Source organism: Zobellia laminariae (genome assembly GCF_030553095.1).
Taxonomy (GTDB): domain Bacteria; phylum Bacteroidota; class Bacteroidia; order Flavobacteriales; family Flavobacteriaceae; genus Zobellia; species Zobellia laminariae.
Window position 1 is genome coordinate 1,227,484 of sequence record NZ_CP130738.1, and the last position, 24,826, is coordinate 1,252,309.

General features: G+C 37.3%; 19 protein-coding genes and 2 pseudogenes. All 21 read left to right on the forward strand.

Features of this window, described 5'->3' with window-relative positions:
* The first annotated feature begins 7 nt into the window (after window positions 1–7).
* Window positions 8–1,588, forward strand: a complete 1,581-nt coding sequence (locus Q5W13_RS05975) for a 4Fe-4S binding protein (protein ID WP_304445693.1) — start codon at window positions 8–10, stop codon at window positions 1,586–1,588.
* 143 nt (window positions 1,589–1,731) lie between these two features.
* A complete protein-coding gene (locus tag Q5W13_RS05980) occupies window positions 1,732–2,193 on the forward strand; it encodes a toxin-antitoxin system YwqK family antitoxin (protein ID WP_304445694.1) in 462 nt (153 codons plus the stop codon).
* Window positions 2,193–4,595, forward strand: a complete 2,403-nt coding sequence (locus Q5W13_RS05985) for an alpha-L-rhamnosidase-related protein (RefSeq protein WP_304445695.1) — start codon at window positions 2,193–2,195, stop codon at window positions 4,593–4,595. The genes Q5W13_RS05980 and Q5W13_RS05985 overlap by 1 nt, the downstream gene beginning before the upstream one ends.
* A gap of 9 nt (window positions 4,596–4,604) precedes the next feature.
* A complete protein-coding gene (locus tag Q5W13_RS05990) occupies window positions 4,605–5,300 on the forward strand; it encodes a glycosyltransferase family 2 protein (protein ID WP_304445696.1) in 696 nt (231 codons plus the stop codon).
* Window positions 5,301–5,303: 3 nt separating this feature from the next.
* Window positions 5,304–6,787 (forward strand): annotated as a pseudogene (locus tag Q5W13_RS05995) (cellulose synthase family protein).
* Window positions 6,788–6,866: 79 nt separating this feature from the next.
* Window positions 6,867–8,228 (forward strand): MptA/MptB family glycosyltransferase, encoded by a 1,362-nt coding sequence (locus Q5W13_RS06000; protein WP_304445697.1) that lies wholly within the window; start codon window positions 6,867–6,869, stop codon window positions 8,226–8,228.
* A 213-nt stretch (window positions 8,229–8,441) separates the two neighbouring features.
* Window positions 8,442–9,065, forward strand: a complete 624-nt coding sequence (locus tag Q5W13_RS06005; protein WP_155598043.1) for a GNAT family N-acetyltransferase — start codon at window positions 8,442–8,444, stop codon at window positions 9,063–9,065.
* Window positions 9,066–9,118: 53 nt separating this feature from the next.
* A pseudogene (locus Q5W13_RS06010) lies at window positions 9,119–10,308 on the forward strand (argininosuccinate synthase).
* Complete coding sequence (gene argC / locus Q5W13_RS06015; protein ID WP_304445698.1) at window positions 10,301–11,275, forward strand: N-acetyl-gamma-glutamyl-phosphate reductase; 975 nt, start codon at window positions 10,301–10,303, stop codon at window positions 11,273–11,275. Before Q5W13_RS06010 ends, argC begins: the two are co-directional and overlap by 8 nt.
* 71 nt (window positions 11,276–11,346) lie before the next feature.
* Window positions 11,347–12,147: a pyrroline-5-carboxylate reductase gene (gene proC, locus Q5W13_RS06020; RefSeq protein ID WP_304445699.1), complete on the forward strand. Its 801-nt coding sequence runs from the start codon at window positions 11,347–11,349 to the stop codon at window positions 12,145–12,147.
* Between the two features lie 54 nt (window positions 12,148–12,201).
* A complete protein-coding gene (locus tag Q5W13_RS06025) occupies window positions 12,202–13,311 on the forward strand; it encodes an aspartate aminotransferase family protein (protein ID WP_304445700.1) in 1,110 nt (369 codons plus the stop codon).
* Window positions 13,312–13,324: 13 nt separating this feature from the next.
* Window positions 13,325–14,524 (forward strand): glutamate-5-semialdehyde dehydrogenase, encoded by a 1,200-nt coding sequence (locus tag Q5W13_RS06030; RefSeq protein ID WP_304445701.1) that lies wholly within the window; start codon window positions 13,325–13,327, stop codon window positions 14,522–14,524.
* Window positions 14,525–14,569: 45 nt separating this feature from the next.
* A complete protein-coding gene (proB, locus tag Q5W13_RS06035) occupies window positions 14,570–15,358 on the forward strand; it encodes a glutamate 5-kinase (protein ID WP_304445702.1) in 789 nt (262 codons plus the stop codon).
* A gap of 54 nt (window positions 15,359–15,412) precedes the next feature.
* The gene (locus Q5W13_RS06040; protein WP_304445703.1) at window positions 15,413–16,348 is read left to right on the forward strand and encodes a Rossmann-fold NAD(P)-binding domain-containing protein; all 936 of its coding nucleotides are present in this window, start codon (window positions 15,413–15,415) and stop codon (window positions 16,346–16,348) included.
* A gap of 2 nt (window positions 16,349–16,350) precedes the next feature.
* On the forward strand, window positions 16,351–17,124 hold the full coding sequence (argB, locus tag Q5W13_RS06045; RefSeq protein WP_304445704.1) for an acetylglutamate kinase: 774 nt from the start codon (window positions 16,351–16,353) through the stop codon (window positions 17,122–17,124).
* Between the two features lie 2 nt (window positions 17,125–17,126).
* A complete protein-coding gene (locus tag Q5W13_RS06050; protein ID WP_304445705.1) occupies window positions 17,127–18,194 on the forward strand; it encodes a M20 family metallo-hydrolase in 1,068 nt (355 codons plus the stop codon).
* A gap of 57 nt (window positions 18,195–18,251) precedes the next feature.
* The gene (gene argH / locus Q5W13_RS06055) at window positions 18,252–19,532 is read left to right on the forward strand and encodes an argininosuccinate lyase (protein WP_304445706.1); all 1,281 of its coding nucleotides are present in this window, start codon (window positions 18,252–18,254) and stop codon (window positions 19,530–19,532) included.
* A 27-nt stretch (window positions 19,533–19,559) separates the two neighbouring features.
* Window positions 19,560–21,164: a M1 family metallopeptidase gene (locus Q5W13_RS06060; protein ID WP_304445707.1), complete on the forward strand. Its 1,605-nt coding sequence runs from the start codon at window positions 19,560–19,562 to the stop codon at window positions 21,162–21,164.
* Window positions 21,165–21,454: 290 nt separating this feature from the next.
* Window positions 21,455–22,522: a cadherin domain-containing protein gene (locus tag Q5W13_RS06065; protein WP_304445708.1), complete on the forward strand. Its 1,068-nt coding sequence runs from the start codon at window positions 21,455–21,457 to the stop codon at window positions 22,520–22,522.
* 81 nt (window positions 22,523–22,603) lie between these two features.
* Window positions 22,604–22,861, forward strand: coding sequence for a hypothetical protein (locus Q5W13_RS06070; protein ID WP_304445709.1), 258 nt, complete (start codon window positions 22,604–22,606; stop codon window positions 22,859–22,861).
* A 92-nt stretch (window positions 22,862–22,953) separates the two neighbouring features.
* Entirely contained in the window at window positions 22,954–24,681 is a 1,728-nt protein-coding gene (locus Q5W13_RS06075) for a BspA family leucine-rich repeat surface protein (protein WP_304445710.1), read from the forward strand.
* Window positions 24,682–24,826: the final 145 nt, after the last annotated feature.

Sequence of the window (24,826 nt, forward strand, 5' to 3'; positions counted from 1 at the left end):
ATAAAAAATGAAAGCAATAAAAAACTTAGGTCTAGTCATATTTTTAATAGGACTTGCCGTTTTTACTGCCGTTCCTGTACTAGGCACGTTCAGTTTGGACCAGAGCACCTTTGATGATATCGTAAAGGAGAAGAACATTAAAAGTGATGTTTTTATTCAATCTATAAATGAAAATGTAGTTGGCAAAGATTTCAATGGCATGCTAAGTCTATCGCCAACGATAAGCTCTGCTTTGGATGCGGCAAATAGCCAACATAAAAAAAACAAAGAATACAACAAGGTAATCTATACCAGTGGTCATGATATGGCTGCCTTAATAGGTAAAAAATCAGGAACTGGGTTTATATCGCAAAACAAAGGCCTTATGTGGTTTTTAAGTTTTGGTCTTGGTATAATTGGCGCATTAATGTTCATTTTACCCAATGTTATTTTACTGGGTAAAAAAGGGATTAAAAATGATGGCGTTTATCACGATAGCGCCACTAACAGAGGTTGGATAGCCTTATTAGTATTCATATTCTTAGTTTCATTTTATTTAATCCTATACTTCAGACCTGAGTTTGCCGTAAACTGGACATTTCTAGTAGACCCAATTAGCGAAAGTCTTAGTGGTAATCCTGCAGGGCATTGGTTTGTTTATGGTTTCATGTATTGTACGGTAATGACAGTAATGGCTGTACGGATGTACATAAAATACCGCCACAATGTTTACCAAGTAGTACGGACAACATCTGTTCTATTTTTTCAAATTGTCTTTGCTTTCTTGATTCCTGAAATGATGGTGCGTTTACAAATGCCATATTATGATTTCAAAAATGCGTTTCCTTTAGACTATGATTTCTTTTTTCAGTGGAATTTAAAAGAACTACTTAATAGCGGTGGCATTGGATTATTCATTCTAGTTTGGGGTGTTGTCCTAACTTTAGTTATCGTACCTGTAATGGTTTATTTCTTTGGAAAAAGATGGTATTGTTCTTGGGTTTGTGGCTGTGGAGGATTGGCAGAAACCTTAGGAGACCCTTATCGCCAGCATTCAAGCAAATCATTATTTTCTTGGAAAGTAGAACGTTGGTTGATACATGGTGTGCTACTCTTTGCTGTTGTTATGACCGGTATGACGCTGTATAGTTTCTTTACTGAATCTAGCACCATATTTGGCATTAAGACCCAGAGTGTACAAAATACCTATAGCTTACTAATTGGTGCAATCTTCGCAGGTGTTATTGGAACAGGGTTCTATCCTATTTTTGGTAACCGGGTGTGGTGTAGGTTTGGATGTCCATTAGCTGCTTACCTAGGTTTTGTACAGCGTTTTAAATCTCGTTTTAGAATTACTACCAACGGCGGACAATGTATTTCTTGTGGTAATTGTTCTACCTATTGCGAACAAGGTATTGATGTACGCGCTTACGCTCAAAAAGGAGAAAATATTGTACGATCCAGCTGTGTAGGCTGTGGTGTTTGTTCAGCAGTTTGCCCACGTGGTGTTCTAAAATTAGAAAATGGTCCAGAAGAAGGCCGTATCAACCCTACAGAAGTATTGTTAGGTAATGATGTTGATTTGATGGATTTAGTAAATAAAAAATAGTTGGCATAACCTTTGATTATATTGTCATACACTAAACCTTTACATTTTAGAAAAAAAAGTGTAAAGGTTTTTTTGTTAGTTCTCCTTTCAAAAACCGACAATTTAACTATACAATTCCAACAATGTTTTCGAAACTATTTTTAATGGTGTTATTTGTTCTTTCCGGGTTACAACCTAAGGAGAATTCCGTATACCATAAAGAATATTACCAAAGTGGAATTATTAAAGAAGAAGGTTGGTTAAAAAATGGCGTAAAGGCTAACTTTTGGAAATTCTACCACACCAATGGTAAAGTAGCCGAAAAAGGCTATTACAAAAACAACCAACGTGTATCTTATTGGTACTTTTACGATAGTTACGGCAAACCCTTACAAGAAGGTCATTACAAGGACGGAATGAAATCTAATTGGTGGTTATTCTATGACTCTATGGGAAAAGTTAGCCACAAATGCCAATTGAGTAACGGCAAAAAAAATGGGTACTGCCTAAAGTATGTGAACGAAGAATTGATATCTGCGGAGAAATATCAAAACGGCAAAAAAATTAAGGAATGGTTTAGTTTTAGTAGTTTTAGACGCGAAAACAACTTATCAGACCTTAAATAATGACACGTTCCCCTTTGCTTATCTTTTTACTTCTTTTTTCAATTTCCATATCGGCGCAAGTTGAGCTTAATTACCCTGATGTAAAGTATACCACTGAGAACATTAACGCCAGCTGGGTAAGTCACCCCGATATAAGCGGAGGTGAAGACCGAGTAATCTTATTTAGAAACACTTTTGATGTTGCTGATGTAAATCAAGATTTCATTATAAACATATCTGCGGACAACCACTATTTCCTTTACGTAAATGGAAAAATGGTAACTCACGGTCCACAATTAAGTGATATTAAGCACTGGAAGTTCGAAACCCTAAACCTTAAAAAATTCCTTCAAAATGGCAAGAACGTTATTGCCGTAAAAGTCATCAACTTTGGGAAGCGACGCTTCTACGGTCTTCAGTCCATTTTTACCAGTGTAATGGTAAACGGAGTAACAGAAAATGCAAAAACGCTGACTACCACTGGAAAAGGAGATACTTGGTTATGCTCATTGGATGACTCCTATAAAGCCATAGATGTTAACTGGCGTGGAGGCGGGCCAAAATCTATTGTAGGTGGCTTTTATGCCAACAACCCTACGGATTTTGTAGACATGAACAAATACCCTACGGATTGGGAACAACTGGGTTTTGATGATTCCAATTGGTCTAGAACCATGTTTTTTGAAGGTGCGAGCAGCATGGGGGGCTCAATGGCCTATTTACTTGAACCGCGCAACTTACCATTACTTACTTGGGAAAAAGAACCTATTGAAAGTACTGTACGAAGTTCTGAAACCACACTCCCCACTTTCCCTGCCTCAGGAAAGCTTGAGATTCCAAGTAACAAAATAGCAACCTTTCTAATAGACCAAAAATACGTTACCAATGGTTTCCCTGAACTTATTTTCAGTAAAGGAAAAAATGCCAGCATCAAAATAAAGTATGCAGAAAACCTATTTGATGAGAATGATGAAAAAGGAGATCGAGATGACATCAAAAATAAAAAGCTCTTAGGCTACTATGACAGTATTGTTTCTAACGGAAAAGACGCTCAAAAGTTTACTCCCAACTGGATGCGTACCTTCCGTTTTGTTGAGTTTGAAATAAAGACAAAAGAACAAGGATTGGTCTTAGATAGTTTTATCAATTATCGCTCAAGAACGAACATTGCTTCTTCGGCTAGTTTCACCTCTGACGATAAAATGTATAATGACATTTTTGATATCTGTAAAAGAACGGTAGACATCTGTACGCAAGATTATTTCTTAAGCGATGCCTATTATGAAACCATGCAGTATGTGGGTGATACTAAAATTCATGCGCTACTATGGCAAGCTATGAGCGGTAACCTAGACCATACTAAAAATGCCATTGAACAATTTCATCAATCGCGAGATGCAGAGGGCAATATTTTAGGAGCATACCCACTTAGGTCTACTTTTATTTACCCCACCTATTCTTTAGTTTGGGTAGATATGGTTTCTGATTACTACAACCTTACTGACGACAAATCTTTTATAGAGAAATATAAAGACGGTATCGTTCATACGTTAGCCGGTTTTGAAAAGAACATGAACGAATTGAACTTGGTGAATGAAACCAAATATAGATATTTTATAGATTGGTATTCAGGACCCAATGACGGTAAAGGAACAGCAACAAAAAACAATGGAAAAAATTCTGCCGTGGTAAGCCTTCATTATGTACATGCGCTACAAAACGCCGCAAAATTATTTGAAGTTATTGGCGATACCCCTACTGCTGAAAAATACCAAAACCGAGCAGATGCCATAAAAAAATCTGTATTTGACCTTTGCTATGATGCAAACAAACAGGTCTTTGCAGAACGTCCGGACAAAACTATTTATGACCAGCATACCAACATCATGGCCATTCTTACAGATGCTATTGATGAAGATCAACAGAAAGCACTTTTGACAAAAATTTTAAATGATAAAAATTTGTTACAAGCAACCTACTACTATCGTTTCTATTTATTTCAAGCAATAGAAAAAGTTGGCGCACCTGAACTTTTTGACTTGGCCCAGAAACCTTGGGAATCTATGATTAACGATCATATGACCACAACCTTAGAGCGTTTTGAAAGTAAAAAGAAACCAACACGCTCAGAAGTGCACCCATGGAGTGCCTCCCCAGCCTATTTTTATTTTAATTATTTAGCAGGAATAGAATCAGTTAAAAATAATTTTGAAGAAGTAAGAATTGCTCCCGTTTTTGGCAAGCTTCAATCTATGGATGGATTACTTCCTACTTCCAAAGGAAATATTGTTTTCAACTTAAAAAAATCAAAAACCAAGCTTTCAGCAGAGATAACAATCCCTAAGAAAATGAAGGGCGAACTGGTTTGGAACGGAAAACACATTCCCTTAAAACAAGGAAAAAATAATTATACTTTAAAATAAGCTTCACTAATGCCACAACCAGACATTAAAGTCATAATTCCTGCATACAATGAGGCAGATTCTATAGCTTCGGTAATCCGTGAAATTCCAAAATCGGTCTCCGAAATTATAGTAGTCAATAATAATTCATCTGATAAAACAGCTGAAAATGCTACAGCGGCAGGAGCTACTGTATTGACCGAGAGCAGAATGGGTTATGGCTACGCCTGTTTAATGGGAATGGACCATATTGCCAAACAATCCAAAGCACCCGATATTGTCGTATTTATTGACGGAGACTTTTCTGATTATCCGGAAGAACTTGATAAGATTGTAGCCCCAATACTAAATAAAGAAGTAGATTTTGTAATTGGAGCCCGTGTAAAGCGACTTAGAGAAGATGGTAGTATGACTCCACAGCAAATTTTTGGCAATTGGTTGGCTACTTTTTTAATGAAATTATTGTTCGGTGCAACATTTACCGATCTTGGTCCGTTTAGGGCTATATCATATGGTAAGTTGTTAGAACTCAACATGGAGGACAAAACTTACGGGTGGACGGTAGAGATGCAATTGAAGGCTTTAAAGAAAAAGTTGGCATATACCGAAGTACCAGTGCGTTACAAAAAAAGAATTGGAGTGTCCAAAGTATCCGGTACCGTAAAAGGTAGTATATTTGCGGGCATCAAAATATTAGGTTGGATTTTTAAATACAGCATAAAATAATATATGGGTTTAATCATTGCTTACATTATTATCGCAATCTATAGTGTAGCACTACTATTGATATTTTTTTATAGTCTAGCGCAACTGAACCTTTTGGTTAATTACCTAGGATATAAAAGACGCAACCAAATTGCTCCAAAATTTAATCTTCTAGATCCAAAAGAGATTCCTTACGTTACCATACAACTGCCTGTCTATAACGAAGAATATGTTATGGAGCGTTTGTTGGAAAACATTGCAAAAATAGAATATCCTAAGAGCAAACTTGAAATTCAGGTACTTGATGATTCTACGGATGATACGGTACATGAAACTGCTGCACGGGTAAAAGCATTACAAGAAACCGGTCTTGATATTCAACATATATGCCGTGAAAACCGCCAAGGTTTTAAAGCAGGAGCTTTAAAGGAAGGTCTAGAGATAGCAAAAGGTGAATTCATAGCTATTTTTGATGCTGATTTTTTACCTTCTAGCGATTGGTTAAAAAAGACTGTTCTTTATTTTAAAGATCCAGAAATTGGTGTTGTACAGACACGATGGGGTCATATTAACCGCGAGTATTCTACCTTAACACGTATTCAAGCTTTTGCTTTGGATGCTCATTTTACCCTTGAACAGGTAGGTAGAAATGCCAAGGGGCATTTCATTAATTTTAACGGTACTGCTGGTATTTGGCGTAAAGAGTGTATTATAGATGCCGGAAACTGGGAAGGAGACACCCTTACGGAAGACCTTGACCTTAGTTATCGAGCACAATTAAAGAACTGGAAATTCAAGTATCTTGAAGATGTTGAGACACCTGCAGAACTTCCTGTTGTTATTAGTGCGGCCCGTTCGCAACAATTTCGTTGGAATAAAGGTGGTGCTGAAAACTTTAGAAAAACGGTGGTCAACGTTGTTTCCGCTAAAAACATTTCATTCAAAACTAAATTTCATGGCGTAATGCACCTTTTGAACAGTTCTATGTTCTTATGTGTATTTCTGGTTGCCCTATTAAGCATTCCGGCCATGTATATTAAAGCTTTATATCCGCAGTTAGATATCGTATTTACGTTACTAAGCTTCTTTGTTTTAAGTACTATAATACTATTTGTCTGTTATTGGTTTACTTATAAAAGTATTCAGGGTAGTAGCTTTGATAATTTCATAGACTACATTAAATTGTTCTTTACTTTCTTTTCAGTGGCATTAGGTTTTTCATTACACAATTCTATTGCTGTTCTTGAAGGTCATATGGGCAAAAGAAGTGAGTTTGTGCGTACACCTAAATTCAATTTAAACAACCTTACAGACTCTTGGAAAGGCAATAAGTACCTTTAAGGAAATTGTCTCCCAACATGATTTTAGAGGCTATTCTTATGGTATATTTCCTATTTGGGATGTATAGCGCTATTCCTTTAAATGATTTTGGACTTTTTCCTTTTCACTTTATGCTTTTTATAGGTTTTGGATTTGTTTTCACAAAGTCGCTTACGGCTCGTGCTTAATAAAACTAAGCCATATTCAATAAACATTTTTAAGTCATTTAATTTCCTTATTTTTTCGGTAATAAGAACAAACCGTTAAATGCCCAATACACCTGCCACATACTGGAAGCTTCACAAAGTGCCCATACTTATGGCCCTATTGGGTGCTATTCTCTATTACACCTTTGCTTTTCAACTAGAGCGTACAGATTTTATTAAGCTCTTAACTCTTTTTGCCGCTTCCTTTTTTCTGTGCTTAAAACTTATACAATTCGAAAAATGGAATCTAAAGTTTCTTTTGGTTGTAGGTGTTATTTTTAGGCTCATTTTCTTGATAACAGAACCAAATCTCTCTCAGGATTATTATCGTTTTATTTGGGACGGACACCTTGTTGGCAATTTCATAAACCCCTACTTGGAAGTTCCTAACGACTTAATTACTCAAAGCGATTTAGTCATCCCCAATGCTCAACTCCTTTATGAAAGTATGGGAAGTCTTAGCGCAAAACACTTTAGTAACTACCCACCGTTAAATCAGTTACTGTTTGCCATAGCAGCCCTTTTAGGCGGCAAAAGTATTATGGGCTCCGTACTCGTTATGAAAACCATGATTATTCTGGCAGATATAGGCATCTTGTACTTTGGCAGAAAACTATTAAAAAACCTTAACCAATCACCATATCTCATATTTTGGTATTTCCTGAACCCCTTGGTTATAATAGAACTTACTGGAAACCTACATTTTGAAGGTGTTATGCTTTTCTTTTTTGTTTGGTCGCTCTATTTATTATCCGTTAAAAAATGGAGATTAGCAGCCATTCCATATGCCCTATCTATTTGCGTAAAACTTGTACCCTTATTGTTTTTACCCCTTTTCCTTAAACATCTGGGCTTCAAGAAAAGTATAACCTTCTATATCATAATAGGCGCAAGCTGTTTACTGATGTTCGCCCCGTTCTACTCTTCTGAATTCATTGCTAACTATTCCGAAACTGTAGGCCTCTGGTTTTCAAACTTTGAATTCAATGCCGGTATTTACAATGCTATTAAACAAATCTCGATTCAGTTTGACGGCAAACCTTGGGAACTCATAAAAACTTATGGAAAAATAACCCCTATTATTACTGTACTAGTTGTACTGCTGTTCACTTTTTTAAGAGACAATCAGAAAATAGCGATTTTAATAACCTCAATGCTCGCCGTACTTACTTTGTATTATTTCATGTCTGCTACAGTACACCCTTGGTACATTATATTTCTGGTAGTGCTTGGCATTTTTACTCGCTATAAATTTGCTGTACTTTGGTCCGCTACGGTAATACTTAGCTATTACGCCTATTCAAGGATAGACTTTAAAGAAAACTTAGGATTAATTGCCGTTGAATATATTTCCGTATATGCGTTTTTGATTTACGAAATTTTTAACTCAAAAGAGCAATTTGTTATTTTTCGCAAAAATTAACCGAACACCTTTATACTTTCGTCCTAATCTTGTACATTTGGTTTTCCATGAAAGGACAAAGACACATATTTAACACTTTGAGCAATCTTGCTCCTGTTCGCCCGGCTTCTCGCCGTCGCCCGTAAGGGTGTATATATTTCATGGGAATAGGTGAGTCCATTTCCGCAAAACGACCAACAATTCATTTTTTTTACAGTTTAAACCCTTTTGGCAATGAACATAATTATTGCTAACAAGTCACATCTTAAATACGCTCAAATCATTAGCGATACCATTACGGAATCTGCTAAGGTAAGAGGCACAGGCATAGCTAAACGTACACCGGAATATATTCTGAAACGTTTAGAGAATGGTAATGCCGTTATTGCTTTAGATGGCGACAAATTTGCCGGCTTCTGTTATATAGAAGTCTGGGGGCACGAGAAATTCGTAGCGAATTCCGGCCTTATTGTTCATCCTGATTATAGAAATCAAGGATTGGCAAAAAAAATTAAAAAAAGAATTTTCGAGCTTTCGAGAGACAAATTTCCAGATGCTAAAATATTTGGTATCACTACTGGCTTGGCGGTGATGAAAATGAATTACGAACTTGGTTATAAACCAGTTACATTTTCTGAACTAACCGATGACCCAGAGTTTTGGAAAGGCTGTCAGACGTGCAAAAATTTTGATATCCTTACACGTACCGAACGTAAAATGTGCCTTTGTACAGGTATGCTATATGATTCAGATGTGAAAGAGAAAAAAGTTGAAAAAGAACATATCAACAGTAAAGCTTTCAAAAGACTCAAAAGCATTAAAGAATCGCTTTTTCTTAAAAAGAAAACAAACGAATAACCTAATAGGTCATTGATTTATTTGATGATGGCCGAGACAATACAATTTTTAAAATGAAAAAATTAGTTTTAGCATATAGCGGCGGATTAGACACTTCCTACTGCGCTAAATACCTATCACAAGAGCAAGGTTTTGATGTACATGCAGTAAGCGTAAATACTGGTGGTTTCTCCAAAGAAGAGATTGCTTCTATAAAAGAGAAAGCAATACAATTGGGTGCCAGTTCGTATACTTCTATTGATGCCGTTCAGATTTTTTACGATAAAGTTGTAAAATATCTCATCTTTGGTAATGTTCTAAAAAACAATACATATCCCCTATCTGTTAGTGCAGAACGAATTGTACAAGCTATAGAGATAGTAACTTATGCCAAAAAAATTGGTGCAGATTATATCGCTCATGGTAGTACTGGTGCTGGTAACGACCAAGTAAGATTTGATATGATTTTTCAAATCATTGCTCCGGAGATTGAAATCATCACTCCTATTAGAGATAACAAGTTATCTAGAGAAACAGAAATTGCTTACCTAAAAGAGAATGGTGTAGATTATCCTGGGAAAAAGCAAAATACTCTATTAACAGAGGTCTTTGGGGAACATCTGTTGGTGGTGAAGAAACATTAACTTCTCAAAATGCATTACCTGATAGTGCATACCCAAGCCAATTACAAGAAAAAGAACCTACAGATGTAAAACTAACTTTTGAAAAAGGTGAACTTGTTGCAGTTAATGGAGATAAAGATACTCCTGTTGCCAATATAGAAAAACTAGAAGCTATGGCTTCTAAATATGCTATTGGCAGAGACATTCATGTTGGAGATACCATTATTGGTACAAAAGGTAGAGTTGGCTTTGAAGCTGCTGCCGCATTAATCATTATAAAAGCACACCATTTATTAGAGAAACACACCCTAACCAAATGGCAACAATTCCAAAAAGAACAACAAGGTAACTTCTATGGAATGTTATTGCACGAAGGCAACTACCTAGATGCTGTAATGAGAAATATTGAAGCATTCTTAACAGATACACAAAAGAACGTTTCTGGTGATGTTTTCCTAAGCCTTTACCCTTTCCAGTTTAGATTAAACGGAATTTCATCTAAACATGATTTAATGACCGATGCTTTTGGTAGCTACGGTGAAGTAAATAAAGGATGGTCTGCTGATGATGCAAAAGGTTTTATAAAAATACTTTCCAATTCTGGAAAAATATATAACCACGTAAATCAGAATAATGATTAAAGCAGGAATTATTGGCGGTTCTGGTTATACAGGCGGGGAACTCATTAGAATTCTTTTGCATCATCCTGAAGCTGAAATAGATTTTGTTTTCAGTACAACCAGAGCTGGCAAGAAGGTTACAACGGCACATGCTGATTTATTGGGAACCACTGAAATGGAATTTACAGGAAGCATCAATCCTGATGTAGATGTCGTATTCTTATGTCTAGGTCATGGTAATTCCTCTAAATTTTTACAGGAAAACACATTCTCTGAAAACACGAAAATAATTGACCTCAGCAACGATTTCAGGTTGCAGGCCGATGCTGTTTTTGAAGGAAAAAAATTCGTTTACGGACTTCCTGAGCTTAAAAAAGAAGAGATAAAGAAGGCTAAATATATTGCCAACTATGGTTGTTTTGCTACGGCTATTCAATTAGCTCTTTTACCTCTGGCAAAAGCAAATAAGTTGGGGCATACCGTTCATATCAATGCGGTTACCGGTAGTACTGGTGCAGGAGTTAGTCCTTCTGCTACTTCACATTTTAGCTGGAGAAACAATAACGTTAGTTGGTACAAACCGTTCACCCATCAACATTTGGGCGAAATAAACGAAAGTTTAAAATCGTTGCAATCAGACTCAGGTGAGTTGTTCTTTCTTCCAACCCGTGGAAACTTTACCCGCGGTATTCTTGCTACGGCTTACACCGAATATGACGGGAGTTTAGAGGATGCTATTGCTTTGTACAAGGAGTTTTATGCCGATGCGCTATTCACCCAAGTAACCGAAGAGCCTATTCACCTAAAACAAATTGTAAATACCAATCAATGTCATATTCATTTGCATAAGCACGAAAACACGTTACTTATCACCTCGGCTATAGATAATTTGCTCAAAGGCGCATCCGGGCAGGCGATTCAGAACATGAACCTTATTTTCGGCTTTGGAGAAGGCACAGGCCTTAACCTTAAAGCTGGCGTTTTTTAACGATTAACAGAAAACTATTTCCGCAATAAAATTCCATCGGACTTAAAACGGAAACAACCAAAAATTTGAAAATGAAAATAGCCATTATAGGAGCTGGGAATTTAGGACTTTCCATTGCAAAAGGAATTCTAAATTCCAACGGTGCCACAACCATGTACCTTACGAAAAGAAATACTTCTGAAATAGCGGAGTATGAAAAGTACGGTAATGTTACGACCACCTCAGACAACAGAGAGGCCGTTAAAAATTCTGATATTATTATTCTAGCCGTGCAACCTAGTCAACTAGAAAATATTCTTGAGGACATCAAGGATTTGCTTACTGAAAACCATGTGGTAATTTCTACCATTACAGGGTTCAGTATTGCCAAAATGGAAGCTATTCTGGGCGCGGACTATAATATTATAAGAAGTATGCCTAACACCGCTATTTCAGTTGGTCAATCTATGACCTGTATCTGTAGTAATGAAAAAGGTAAAAAGAAAATTGATTTAGCGAAGGCCATTTTCAATCGCATGGGTCATTCTATGGAAATACCCGAAGGGCAAATGCAAGCTGCAACGGTTATTTGTGCCAGTGGTATTGCCTTTTGGATGCGTTTAATACGCGCTACCACACAAGGTGCCATTCAGTTAGGCTTTGATGCTAAAGAGGCACAAGAATTAGCCATGCACACCTGTAGTGGCGCAGCTAGCTTGCTAATTGAATCCGGTAGCCACCCAGAAGCAGAAATTGATAGGGTAACAACCCCAAAAGGCTGTACTATTCAAGGTTTGAACGAAATGGAACACCAAGGTTTAAGCTCATCCCTTATACAAGGAATCGTAGCTTCCTATGAAAAAATCAGTAGAATTAAAGAGGGTCAGTTGTAAAACCCCTCGCTAAAAAATGTGCCAGAAAATATGATCAGCACAGCAGCAAAAGTTATGAATTTATTCGATGTTTACCCATTATACGATGTCACCCCAGTTTCAGCAAAAGGAATTGTAGTAACAGATGAAAAAGGAATAGATTATTTAGATTTCTACGGTGGACACGCCGTAATCTCTATTGGTCATTCTCACCCACATTACGTAAAACGCCTAACCGATCAGCTAAATAAAATTGGTTTTTACAGCAACTCTGTAAAAAACCCGCTGCAAGAAGAACTGGCTACAAAACTTGGTAAACTTTCAGATTGCGAAAACTACAATCTCTTTTTATGTAATTCTGGTGCTGAAGCCAATGAAAACGCCTTAAAACTAGCCTCTTTTCACACAGGAAAATCAAGGGTAATTGCATTCACCAATGGTTTTCACGGCCGTACATCTGCAGCTGTTGCCGCTACGGATAACCCCAAGATAAACGCTCCTATCAACTTACAGCAAAAAGTTACGTTTTTGCCTTTCAATGATTTACAGGCATTTGAGTCTGAAATAGTAAAAGGCGATGTTTGTGCGGTTATTATAGAAACCATACAAGGTGTTGGTGGTTTAGACGAGCCAACTACTGAGTTTTTTCAAAAAATTGCAGCATTAGCCAAAGCCAACGAAGCTTTACTTATTGCAGATGAAGTACAATGTGGTTTTGGTAGAAGCGGTAAATTCTTTGCTTTTCAACATCACAACATACAACCAGATATTATTTCCGTTGCCAAAGGAATGGGTAATGGCTTCCCCGTGGGCGGCATTTTAATCCATGAAGACATCAAAGCTTCTTATGGGTTATTAGGAACTACTTTTGGAGGAAATCATTTGGCTTCCGTGGCTACTTTAGCGGTTCTAGAAGTATTGGAAGATGAAAAACTCATTGAAAATGCAGCGCATTTAGAAGGTTATTTCAGAGCATTGGCCGCAGAAATACCTGAAATCAAAAAAGTAAAAGGTAGAGGACTAATGTTAGGCCTTGAATTTGATTTTGAGATTGCCGATTTAAGAAAACGATTGATTCACAATCAAAAACTATTTACCGGAGGGGCTAAGGATAAACATGTATTGCGGGTTCTTCCCGCTTTGAATATTACCGAAGCTTATTTAGATACTTTTTCACCGCCCTAAAAGCAGAATTGTAATGAGTTTACTATTAGACATCAAAAAACGCAACGCTGTCCTTTTAGACATGGCGCAATTGTTGGGAAAAGAACGGACTGCTATTCTAGCGGCCAACAAAATAGATATGGACAGTTATTTGGGTGATGATATCGCTATGCGTGATCGCCTTAAAGTTGACCAAGGAAAAATAGATGGTATGATTCTGAGCCTGCAACAACTTGCAGCTCAAGAAGAGCCTTTGGGTGTTGAACGTTTTAGTTTTTCCCATGACAACGGCATGCAGGTTAGCAATAAAACTGCTCCTTTTGGAACTATTCTAATTATCTACGAATCTAGACCTGATGTTACTATTGAAGCAGCTGGTATTGCTTTTAAATCAGGGAATAAGATTTTATTGAAAGGCGGAAAAGAATCGCTGAATAGTAATTTATTTTTGGTGGATTTATGGCACAAGGCTCTTGAAGCCAACGAAGCCGAAGAAGATTGGGTTACCTATTTGCAATTTGACAGAACGGAAACACAGGCTTTTCTTGAAAAACCTACCCAAAAAGTAGATCTTATTGTACCTAGAGGAGGAGAAAGACTAATTGCTTTTGTAAAGCAACATGCTACCTGCCCAGTTATTATAAGTGGTCGTGGAAACAATTTTGTATACATAGATGAGGAAGCAGATTTAGAAATGGCTATTGATATTATCATCAATGGAAAAACTACTAAAATATCAGCTTGTAATGCACTAGACAAGGTTCTTATTTCTTCGGATTTGCCTCGTAAACAACAATTTCTTCAACACTTAATACAAGAGTTGCAAAAGAGTAATGTTGAAATTTTTGCCGATGATGTTATTTCTGGTATGGAAGGCACTAAAACCATAGAAGATGAACAAATTTGGTATGAAGAGTTCCTAGATTACAAGATTGTAATTGGACAAACCTCAGATATTGAAGATGCTATTTCAAGAATAAACAAATATGGTGGTGGCCACTCAGCAGCGATTATCACATCAAATAATGAAACAGCGGACTATTTCATGAATAATGTGGATACGGCTGCAGTATATCACAATGCTTCCACTCGCTTTACAGATGGAGGTCAATTTGGTTTAGGTGGGGAACTTGCCATCAGTACGGATAAATTACACCAAAGAGGCCCTATCGGTCTTCAGCATTTGGTAACCAATAAGTGGTATGTAAAAGGAAACGGGCAAACAAGAGGATAAATTTCAAATATTCTCTATCACCCAGATGAAGTAAAAGAACACCTAATGAAAAAAAGGATTTTATTAAAAATAGGCTCAAATACCTTAACGAAGGAAACCAACCAGATTTCCCGAGGAAAGATAGAGGATATAGGTAGGCAAATTGCGGCGCTCAAAGACGACTATGAGTTTATTATTGTGAGTTCGGGCGCTATTGCCGCAGCCAAACAATTCGTAAAACTGGAACACAATGGAGAAGATATAAACGTAAAACAAGCCCTAGCTGCCATTGGACAACCCCATTTAATGCGTATGTTCCAAGAAAGCTTTAGAGAGCTTGGCCTTTTTTCAGCACAGTGTCTTTTATCGTACTCAGACTTTGAAAACCCAAAATCCAAAGCCAACATCAAAAATACCATAGACATCTTGGTAAGCAACAATTTCATTCCCATTATTAATGAAAATGACACGGTTGCTGCAGATGAAATTCAATTTGGTGATAACGATAAATTAGCGGCACTAACAGCAGCGCTTCTTAAAGCAGACCTTTTGATGATTGCCACCAATACAGATGGTATCTACACCAAAATTTCCATAGAGAATGGGAAACCAGAGACCATTTCCGAAGTGTTGGGCGTCTCTAGTTTACAACAAGAAGTTAGCTCTGGAAAATCATCGCACGGTACTGGCGGAATGCAGTCAAAAGTTGAAGCTGCGACCATTGCACAGAATGCAGGTATAGAAACATGGATTGTAAACGGACTTAACGATAGCTTCATTACGGATGCTTTTGCCGGTTCAGGAAAACATACCAAAATAAAAACCAAAGATGGTCAGTTTTCAGAAGACCATTGATGTAGAACACATCCACAGAAAATAAGTAAGAATAGTTAGAGAAACAGAGCATAAATGAAACATTACCTTTCTTTACAAGACATAGATTCATTAGACAATTGGGTGGAGGAAGCCCGGGACTTAAAAGAAGACCCCAGAAAACACAAAAGCCTAGGTTCTGATAAAACCATTGGTTTATTGTTCTTCAACAACAGTCTTCGTACGCGCTTAAGTACTCAAAAAGCAGCTATGAACCTTGGATTGGAAGTTATTGTTATGAATTTTGGAAGTGAAGGATGGGCTTTAGAATATGCTGATGGTACCGTTATGGACCAAGGCACTTCTGAGCACATTAAGGAAGCTGCACAGGTTATTTCTCAGTATTGTGATATTGTTGCCATTAGAGCCTTCGCTGGATTACAGGACAAAGAGGAAGACGAGGCGGAAAAGGTTTTGAACGGATTCAAAAAATACGCCAGTGTTCCCATCGTAAATATGGAAAGTTCGGTAGGTCATCCTTTACAAGCCCTAGCAGATGCCATTACCCTATCCGAACAAAACACTAAGGCTAGACCTAAAGTGGTACTTTCTTGGGCGCCGCACCCAAAGGCATTACCGCATGCAGTTGCCAATTCTTTTATTGAGATGATGCATTTGCAAGATGCCGATTTTGTTATTACACATCCGGAGGGATACGAGTTGAACTCAGAAATTACCAAAGGGACAACCATCGAGTACGACCAGAAAAAAGCTTGTGAAAATGCTGATTTCATTTACGTAAAAAACTGGAGTAGCTACTCTGATTATGGCAAAGTACTGAGCCAAGATAAAAACTGGACGATGACACCAGAAAAAGTAGGTAACGCAAAATTCATGCATTGTCTTCCTGTACGTAGAAACATAGTGGTTGCAGATGCTGTTTTAGATGGTGACCAATCGCTTGTTATAGAACAGGCCAATAACAGAACTTATGCGGCGCAGATTGTATTGAAGAAAATCTTGGAACAGTAGGCATGAAATTATCCATCATAAAAATAGGCGGAAACGTCATCGAGAATAAAGAAGAACTTTCTAAGTTCCTAAAAGCATTTTCCGAATTGAAAGGGCCCAAAATATTGGTCCACGGTGGAGGAAAATTAGCCACAAAATTAGGTGCCAGATTAGGTATTAAATCAAAACTTATTGATGGCCGCAGAATTACTGACGAAGAAAGTTTGGGTCTGATTACCATGGTTTATGCCGGACTGGTAAATAAAAATATTGTAGCAGAATTGCAATCGCACGACTGTAATGCCATTGGATTAAGCGGTGCGGATGGCGATACCATTCAAGCTCATAAAAGACCTGTAAAAGACATTGATTATGGCTACGCGGGCGATGTTGATGGCGTGAGCACAAAGACCATTACAAAGCTTTTAGAAGCAGGTCTTACTCCTGTTTTCTGTGCTATGACACATGATGGTAAAGGTCAATTGTTAAACACCAATGCAGATACCATTGCTTCTGAACTTGCTATAGGCATGAGCGGAAACTATGAAACTATTCTTTACTATTGTTTTGAAAGAAAAGGTGTTCTTTTAAATGTGAATGACGATGATTCAGTAGTAAAACATATTGATAGCGGATCATACCAAGACTTATTGGAACAGAAAATTATAGCTGATGGTATGCTTCCAAAAATGGAAAATTGCTTTCACGCTTTACAAAAAAACGTACATCAGGTGCGTATTGGAGATATTAGTATGTTAGACCCTAAATCTACTTTATTCACGACTCTTACCTTATAAAAATGGAACAAGCAGCATTAACGCAAAAAGCGATAGATTTATTAAAAGAACTGATTTCGATTCAATCGTTTTCATCTGAGGAAGATAAAACTGCAGACGCCATTGAAAACTGGTTCAAGTCTTTTAACATTCCTTTCAAGCGCCACATAAACAATGTTTATGCGGTGAGCAAACATTTTGACGAAAGCAAGCCTACGTTACTTTTAAATTCCCATCACGATACGGTAAAACCAAACTCTGCCTACACTAGAGACCCTTTCAATCCGCATATTGAAGATGGAAAATTATACGGTTTAGGCAGTAATGATGCAGGTGGTCCATTGGTATCATTAATAGCGACCTTTACGCACTTTTATGCCGAAGAAAACCTTAATCATAATATTTTAATGGTGGCCTCTATGGAAGAGGAAACTGCCGGCCCAAATAGTTTAAGAGGGCTGTTAGAAATACTTCCTAAAATTGATGTGGCTATTGTTGGTGAGCCAACATTACTAGATTTAGCCATTGCAGAAAAAGGACTCATTGTTTTTGATGCAGTCATAAAAGGTACGCCCTCTCATGCTGCACACCCTAACGATGACAATTCCATTTATAATACTATTGAGGTTTTGGAATGGTTCAAAAATTATAAGTTCGATAAAGTTTCCGAAGCTTTAGGTGAAGTAAAAATGACCGTTACCCAAATAAATGCAGGAACACAGCATAACGTAGTTCCAGCAAAAGTAGAATTGGTCATAGATGTACGTGTAAATGACAAATACACCAATGCAGAAATAGCTGAACTACTGAAGAAAGAAGCTCCGTGTGAATTAAAAGAACGGTCGTTACGTTTAAATTCTTCGGCTATTTCTAAAGACCATCCACTTATAAAATCAGGCATTGCTTTAGGTAGAAAAACTTATGGCTCCCCTACTCTTTCAGACCAAGCTGCATTAAGTTGTCAATCTTTAAAATTGGGACCTGGTGATAGTACTCGTTCGCATTCTGCAGATGAATATATCTACGTAAAAGAAATTGAAGACGGTATTGATTTGTATATTAAAATATTAGACGGCTTTATTAAAAAATAAAACGAATAACGGTATCGACACCTATTTACAAGTAGATACCAACCAATATAGAACACTATGAAACTTTGGGACAAAGGCTTTAGCACCGATAAAAAAATAGACCATTTTACTGTTGGAAACGACCGCGAACTAGATTTACATTTGGCCAAATATGACGTTATCGCATCGCAGGCACATGCTAAGATGTTAGGTAAAATAGGATTATTGACCACAGAAGAAACTAACGCTTTGGTCAAAGAATTGGATGCTATTGCCGAAACCATTGAAAAAGGCGAGTTTGTAATTGAAGATTCTTTTGAGGACATGCACTCAAAAATAGAATATGTACTCACTGAAAAACTTGGCGACACTGGTAAAAAAATACACACTGCACGGTCTAGAAACGATCAAGTTTTGGTGGCCATGCACCTATATTTGAAAAACGAACTTTCAGAAATAAAATCCGGTACCAAGGAACTGTTCGATTTGTTATTAGAACTTGCCGAAAAACACAAAGACGTTTTGCTTCCCGGATATACCCACTTACAAATTGCAATGCCATCTTCTTTTGGGCTGTGGTTATCCGCCTATGCAGAAAGCCTTATTGATGATTTGTATTTTATTGATGCTGCGTATAAAGTAGCAGACCAAAATCCGCTTGGTAGTGCCGCAGGTTACGGAAGCTCCTTTCCTATAGACCGTAGTTTCACTACTAAAGAAATGGGTTTTGAGACTTTAAAATACAACGTAGTCGCTGCTCAAATGGGTCGTGGAAAAGTAGAAAAAGCTACTGCATTTGGTATGGCAAATATTGCCGCTACCCTATCTAAATTGGCTATGGACATCTGTTTGTACATGAGTCAGAATTTCAACTTCCTATCTTTTCCGGATGAGTTGACCACCGGTAGTAGTATTATGCCACATAAGAAAAACCCCGATGTTTTTGAATTAGTACGTGGCAAATGTAACAAGCTACAAAGTATTCCCAATCAGTTGACTTTGGTTATCAATAACCTACCAAGTGGTTACCACCGAGATTTACAATTGGTGAAAGAAATAATTGTTCCAGCTATTCAGGATATGAAAGCCTGTATTGAGATTCTGACCTTCAGCCTTAAGGAAATGAAGGTGAACAAAGGTATATTAGAAGACCCAAAATATGACTATCTGTTTAGTGTAGATACATTGAACGAGCTTGTTCAAAGCGGCATGCCTTTTAGAGATGCCTATAAAAAAATGGGACAAGAAATTCAAGAAGGCACTTTTACGCCAAAACGAGATATCCACCACACACACGAAGGTAGCTTAGGGAATCTTTGTTTGAAGGAGATTAAAGGGAAGATGGACAAAATCTCTTAAATTAGCTAGCATAGAAGGAAACGGTATATGAAAACAAGAGCTCACAACCAGTATTTTATTTTTTTGATTTTATTAGTGCAAATTGGGCAAAAGGCAAATGCCCAAGACACCTACCAAAGAAATACATCTGCTGACGTGCAGGGTTATGTTTTCGGGCTTACTTTAAATGACGAATCCAATAGCATAAAAGGAGAGGCTGAAATTACCGTAGTCTTTAAAAATAAAGTTAATCCGTTTGCGTTGGACCTTATTGCTAAATCAGGTAACTACGGCATGCAAGTTACTAATGTCTTTGAAGGCGATAAGCTTGCTAAGTACTCCTTTGAGCAGAATAAGATTAAAATCACTCCAACTTTATCCGAAGAAAAAACAAGAACCTATAAAGTCCTTTATGAAGGTATTCCCGAAAGAGGCCTTGTCATTGACACCACTAAATTTGGCCAACGCTCGTTCTTTGGTGACAACTGGCCTAACCTAGCACGCCATTGGCTTCCATCGGTAGACCACCCTTCGGACAAGGCTACAATTGAATTCAGAATTACTGCTCCCGACCATTACGATGTAGTAGCTACTGGTGAAAAAATTGAAGAAAGCAATCTAGGAAATGATTTAAAACTCACCACCTACAAAGAACCTGCCCCCGTAGCTATGAAAGTGGTTACTATTGGTGTAACCAAGTTTGCCAGCACTTTGTTGGACGAAGTTTATGACATTCCCGTAAGTGCATGGGTATACCCTGAAAACCGATTAGATGGTTTTTCAGATTATGGTGTAGCAACCAAGGTCTTAAAATATTTTATCGATAACATTGGTCCATATTCGTACGCCAAATTGGCCAACATGCAAGCCAAGACCCAATGGGGAGGCCTGGAAAATGCAGGAACTATTTCTTACTTTGAAAATTCTGTAACTGGTAAAAATGAAGTTGAAGGTCTTATTGCACACGAAATCGCACACCAATGGTTCGGAAATTCCGCCAGTGAGAACGATTGGAACCATGTTTGGCTCAGTGAAGGTTTTGCCACCTACTTTGCAATACTCTATCAAGAAAGTGTTTATGGTAATGACAAGCGAAAGGAAGAATTAGAACTTGACCGCAAGCAGATAATTGACTACTACTTGCAAAACCCCTCACCCATTGTAGACCCTTCCATTACTGACCCGCTAAAGGTCTTGAGCATCAACACGTATCAAAAAGGAGGTTGGACATTAAATATGCTTCGCCATAAAATAGGTGATGACACTTTTTGGAAAGGCATACAGGCCTATTACAAAGCTTATCGGAATTCCAATGCAATGTCAGCCGACTTTCAAAAAATAATGCAGGAGGCTTCCGGTGAAGACCTTGAAGCGTTCTTTCAGCAATGGCTTTTTACCAAAGGACATCCTCAAATTAAATGGACCTGGAGTTACGCCAAGAAAAATTTGCAAATTAATCTTGAGCAACTTCAAAAACACCATGTTTTTAATTTTCCCATAGAAATTGGGGTGCTAAAAGACGGGGAAATAGTCATCTATAAAATGGATATGGCAACCGCTAGAAAGAACATTACCATAAAATTGGACTACGAACCGGACAATGTTATTCTAGATCCTGAATCTTGGTTGTTGTTTGAAGAGAAGAATAATTAATAGAATTCTGCAAGCTTAAAAATTTCACTTCACATTATATCTTTCTCTTTTTCCCGATAAATTCGGGAGAATACACGCTGCTTTCCAAACTCGTACGGAAACTATTTAATTTTCTAAAAATCAACAATATAGCAGCTATTCTGTCTGACAGAAATTTCCAAACTCTCAATTTTAACATACTCGCCATACAAATCATGGTGTTCACAACAAAAATTTCTCGACCATATGCCTATCCTATACTTTTAACAACCTAGTTGATATGACCAAATCGATTTCAACCAACCAAACCTATGAAAAGAATTTTCATCCCCCTATTGTCCTTATGGGTAATTTCCTGTAGTACGGACCTTGAAAATGTTACAGCTGAATCATTTGACGAAACGGCAGAAGAAACCACTTCTACAGTAGAAAAAACAGAGAACCCCTCTGAAGAAAGCTCAAATAAATCTCCGGTTTTCAAAACAGGTACCTACTCAATTAATGAGCATTCCCCATCAGATAGTTCCATTGGTTTTGTAAGCGCTACTGATGATGATAATGATGAGATAACCTACACCTTAGAATCCGATGCGGATATTTTCATTAACGAATCTACAGGTGAAATTAAAACAGGAACAAATCTCAAACTCGATTTTGAAACCACAAATTCCTATACATTTACCGTATCTGCTTTTGATGGAAAAACAATTGTTGACCAGAATTTTAATCTTACGATAAACGACGTTGATGAGACCACTATTCTATCCGAAGAACAAAAAGAAATAATTACCTACGCCCAACACCTAACTTTCTGGAAAGGTGTTAGTAACACACCATTGAGCGCCAACCAAAAATGGGGAAGCCCCATGAAAATGTACCTCAACGGAACAATTTCACAAGAATATAAAACTACCGTTGAAAGTGTAATAACGCAGTACAACTCCTTATTTACAGATAGCGCCTTTAGTATTTCTCTAGTTGAAAATTCAGAAGAAGCAAATGCCAATCTATTTTTTGGAACGAAGGAAGAAGTAGAAACTATTTGGCCGGATATGTATGAAGAAATAAAAGATGGAAACTACGACGGTTTTGCAATGACTCCTTCCGAAAACTCAGTTTTAGTTTCTACACGTATTTGGATTTCGAATCCCTTAGAAGTATTGTTAAAGCATGAATTAGGGCATGCCCTTGGTTTTGGTCATTCAGACAAATGCGAAGATGAATTTAGCTTTCTCTGCTCACAAATTAGTGCAGACAATGATTTTCTTCCCGTAGAAAAAGACATCATTCGTTTTATTTATAGCTCAAAAATTACTGCTGGGCTCACCGAAAACGAAATGGAAGATATACTAGCTGATATTATACTAAACGAGGAGTAATTCTCCAAGTCACTAAATGCCCTAGTCACCAAACTACGTATTTGGACCTCTTTGTGGTCTAGATACAAAAACCATCCTAAAATGACCAAGAACCTACTATCTCTGCTAGTATTATTACTAGTTAGCACGGGCGTTTTCTCCCAATCGTTTACTTCTATTTGGAATACAAACAATATTAGTACCGGTTCTTCTGCCATTAATGAAGTTACCATACCTACTAACCCAGCTTACACCAGCTATAATTATTCGGTAGATTGGGGAGATAGCAATACCGATACTGGAGTTACTGGTGACATTACTCATTCATACGCAACACAGGACCTTATACAATTTCTATAAGTGGTGACTTTCCATCAATCTATTTTAATGATACAGGAGATAGACTAAAAATTATTGAAATTTTAAATTGGGGCACTATACAATGGCAAACCATGGAAAATGCTTTCTATGGTTGTGAAAACTTAAATTTTGATGCTATAGATTCACCTGACCTTTCTCAGATTACCTCTCTAAAGCAAATGTTCAGAGGCTGTACCTCATTTAATGGTATAGTAAATAATTGGGACACCAGCACCATTACTGATATATCAGGCATTTTCTATGAAGCCGAAATATTTAATAGGCCATTAGCTAATTGGACAACTAACTCGGTAACAGACATGTCATTTTCTTTTTACAAAGCAGAACTATTCAATGAGCCCTTAGATAGTTGGAATACAGGCGCTGTGACTACAATGTCTAACATGTTTAAAAACGCTGAAAAATTCAATCAGAATATCAACAATTGGAATGTGTCTCAAGTAACGGATATGTCCAATCTATTTTACTACGCCAGAGATTTTAATCAGCCTATGAGTAATTGGGATGTTAGTAAGGTTACTACTATAGCAGGCATGTTCTATGCAACAGACTTTAATTACCCTATAAATAATTGGGTAGTGGACAACGTTACAGATATGTCTTCAACATTTGGTAGTTGTGACTTCAATCTCCCCTTAAACAATTGGAACGTTAGTAAGGTTACAACACTAGCAAGCACTTTTGCAAGTAATAACAACTTTAACCAAGACATAAACATGTGGGATGTGTCTAATGTTACAGACATGAGCAGAACTTTTCGTTGGACAGACGCATTTAATCAACCATTAAATGGTTGGAATGTTAGTAAGGTTACCAATATGTCAGAAATGTTTTATACCACTGATGCATTTAACCAAAACATAAATGGCTGGGATGTTAGCAAGGTAACAAACATGAGTAATATGTTCGGAGGGTGGACAACGTCATACATTACTGTTTTCAACCAACCCTTAGACCAATGGGATGTAAGCGCTGTCCTCAATATGGACAGCATGTTTGCAAATTCTAGTTTTAACCAAAGTATTGAAGGTTGGGATGTATCTAGTGTTACCAACATGAATGAGATGTTCTATAACGCTACTGCTTTTAATCAACCTCTTAATAATTGGTCTACAAATTCAGTTACGAATTTATCTAGAATTTTTGGTAAAGCTCCATTATTTAACCAGCCTTTAGATAATTGGGATACCTCCTCTGTTACCAACATGAGCGGTATGTTCGCTAGTGCTGGAGTTTTTGATCAAGATTTATCTACTTGGGATATTTCTTCAGTAACCAATATGAGTACAATGCTATCTAATTCCGCGCTTTCACAAGAGAATTATGATGCAACGCTAATTGGTTGGGCAACACAAACTTTTAAAGACAATGTAAGCTTAGGTGCTACCGGTGTAAAATATTGCGATAGTCGATTGGTGCGCCAAGATCTTATTGACAATCATGGCTGGAATATTACTGGTGATATTGTAAACTGTAGTAATGTATTTTGCACAACGATAACAAACCCTACAGCAGGAGATACTAACGTACCCGCGAATTCAAACATTCATTGGGCCGCAGCACCGAACGCCACGGGTTATTATATTGACCTTGAAGTAGAAAGAGCTGGAGTAAGAAGTTATGTGAATATTAATGGTTCACCTGCAGATAATTACGATGTTGGTAACGTGCAAATTTTAACTTTTACCAATGAATTTCTTATGGTGATATTGTTTTCATCACAATTACCCCTTACAATGCAGAAGGACCTGCAGTTGGTTGCGAAGAATTTACTTTTACAACGGTTCCATCATGGGTAAATAGCCTCGATGCCTACAAGATTACAATTGATACTAGACTTGGATCAGCTTCCGGTCTTGATCAATACAATTTCAAAATACAAAGAAATACTTCATTTTCTTATAACTTTTCAATTGATTGGGGTGATAGTGAATACAATAATAA

Coding starts and splice junctions, on each gene's coding strand:
- Q5W13_RS05975 (WP_304445693.1), top strand. CDS start 8: ATGAAAGCAATAAAAAACTTAGGTCTAGTCATATTTTTAATAGGACTT.
- Q5W13_RS05980 (WP_304445694.1), top strand. CDS start 1,732: ATGGTGTTATTTGTTCTTTCCGGGTTACAACCTAAGGAGAATTCCGTA.
- Q5W13_RS05985 (WP_304445695.1), top strand. CDS start 2,193: ATGACACGTTCCCCTTTGCTTATCTTTTTACTTCTTTTTTCAATTTCC.
- Q5W13_RS05990 (WP_304445696.1), top strand. CDS start 4,605: ATGCCACAACCAGACATTAAAGTCATAATTCCTGCATACAATGAGGCA.
- Q5W13_RS06000 (WP_304445697.1), top strand. CDS start 6,867: ATGCCCAATACACCTGCCACATACTGGAAGCTTCACAAAGTGCCCATA.
- Q5W13_RS06005 (WP_155598043.1), top strand. CDS start 8,442: ATGAACATAATTATTGCTAACAAGTCACATCTTAAATACGCTCAAATC.
- argC (WP_304445698.1), top strand. CDS start 10,301: ATGATTAAAGCAGGAATTATTGGCGGTTCTGGTTATACAGGCGGGGAA.
- proC (WP_304445699.1), top strand. CDS start 11,347: ATGAAAATAGCCATTATAGGAGCTGGGAATTTAGGACTTTCCATTGCA.
- Q5W13_RS06025 (WP_304445700.1), top strand. CDS start 12,202: ATGAATTTATTCGATGTTTACCCATTATACGATGTCACCCCAGTTTCA.
- Q5W13_RS06030 (WP_304445701.1), top strand. CDS start 13,325: ATGAGTTTACTATTAGACATCAAAAAACGCAACGCTGTCCTTTTAGAC.
- proB (WP_304445702.1), top strand. CDS start 14,570: ATGAAAAAAAGGATTTTATTAAAAATAGGCTCAAATACCTTAACGAAG.
- Q5W13_RS06040 (WP_304445703.1), top strand. CDS start 15,413: ATGAAACATTACCTTTCTTTACAAGACATAGATTCATTAGACAATTGG.
- argB (WP_304445704.1), top strand. CDS start 16,351: ATGAAATTATCCATCATAAAAATAGGCGGAAACGTCATCGAGAATAAA.
- Q5W13_RS06050 (WP_304445705.1), top strand. CDS start 17,127: ATGGAACAAGCAGCATTAACGCAAAAAGCGATAGATTTATTAAAAGAA.
- argH (WP_304445706.1), top strand. CDS start 18,252: ATGAAACTTTGGGACAAAGGCTTTAGCACCGATAAAAAAATAGACCAT.
- Q5W13_RS06060 (WP_304445707.1), top strand. CDS start 19,560: ATGAAAACAAGAGCTCACAACCAGTATTTTATTTTTTTGATTTTATTA.
- Q5W13_RS06065 (WP_304445708.1), top strand. CDS start 21,455: ATGAAAAGAATTTTCATCCCCCTATTGTCCTTATGGGTAATTTCCTGT.
- Q5W13_RS06070 (WP_304445709.1), top strand. CDS start 22,604: ATGACCAAGAACCTACTATCTCTGCTAGTATTATTACTAGTTAGCACG.
- Q5W13_RS06075 (WP_304445710.1), top strand. CDS start 22,954: ATGGAAAATGCTTTCTATGGTTGTGAAAACTTAAATTTTGATGCTATA.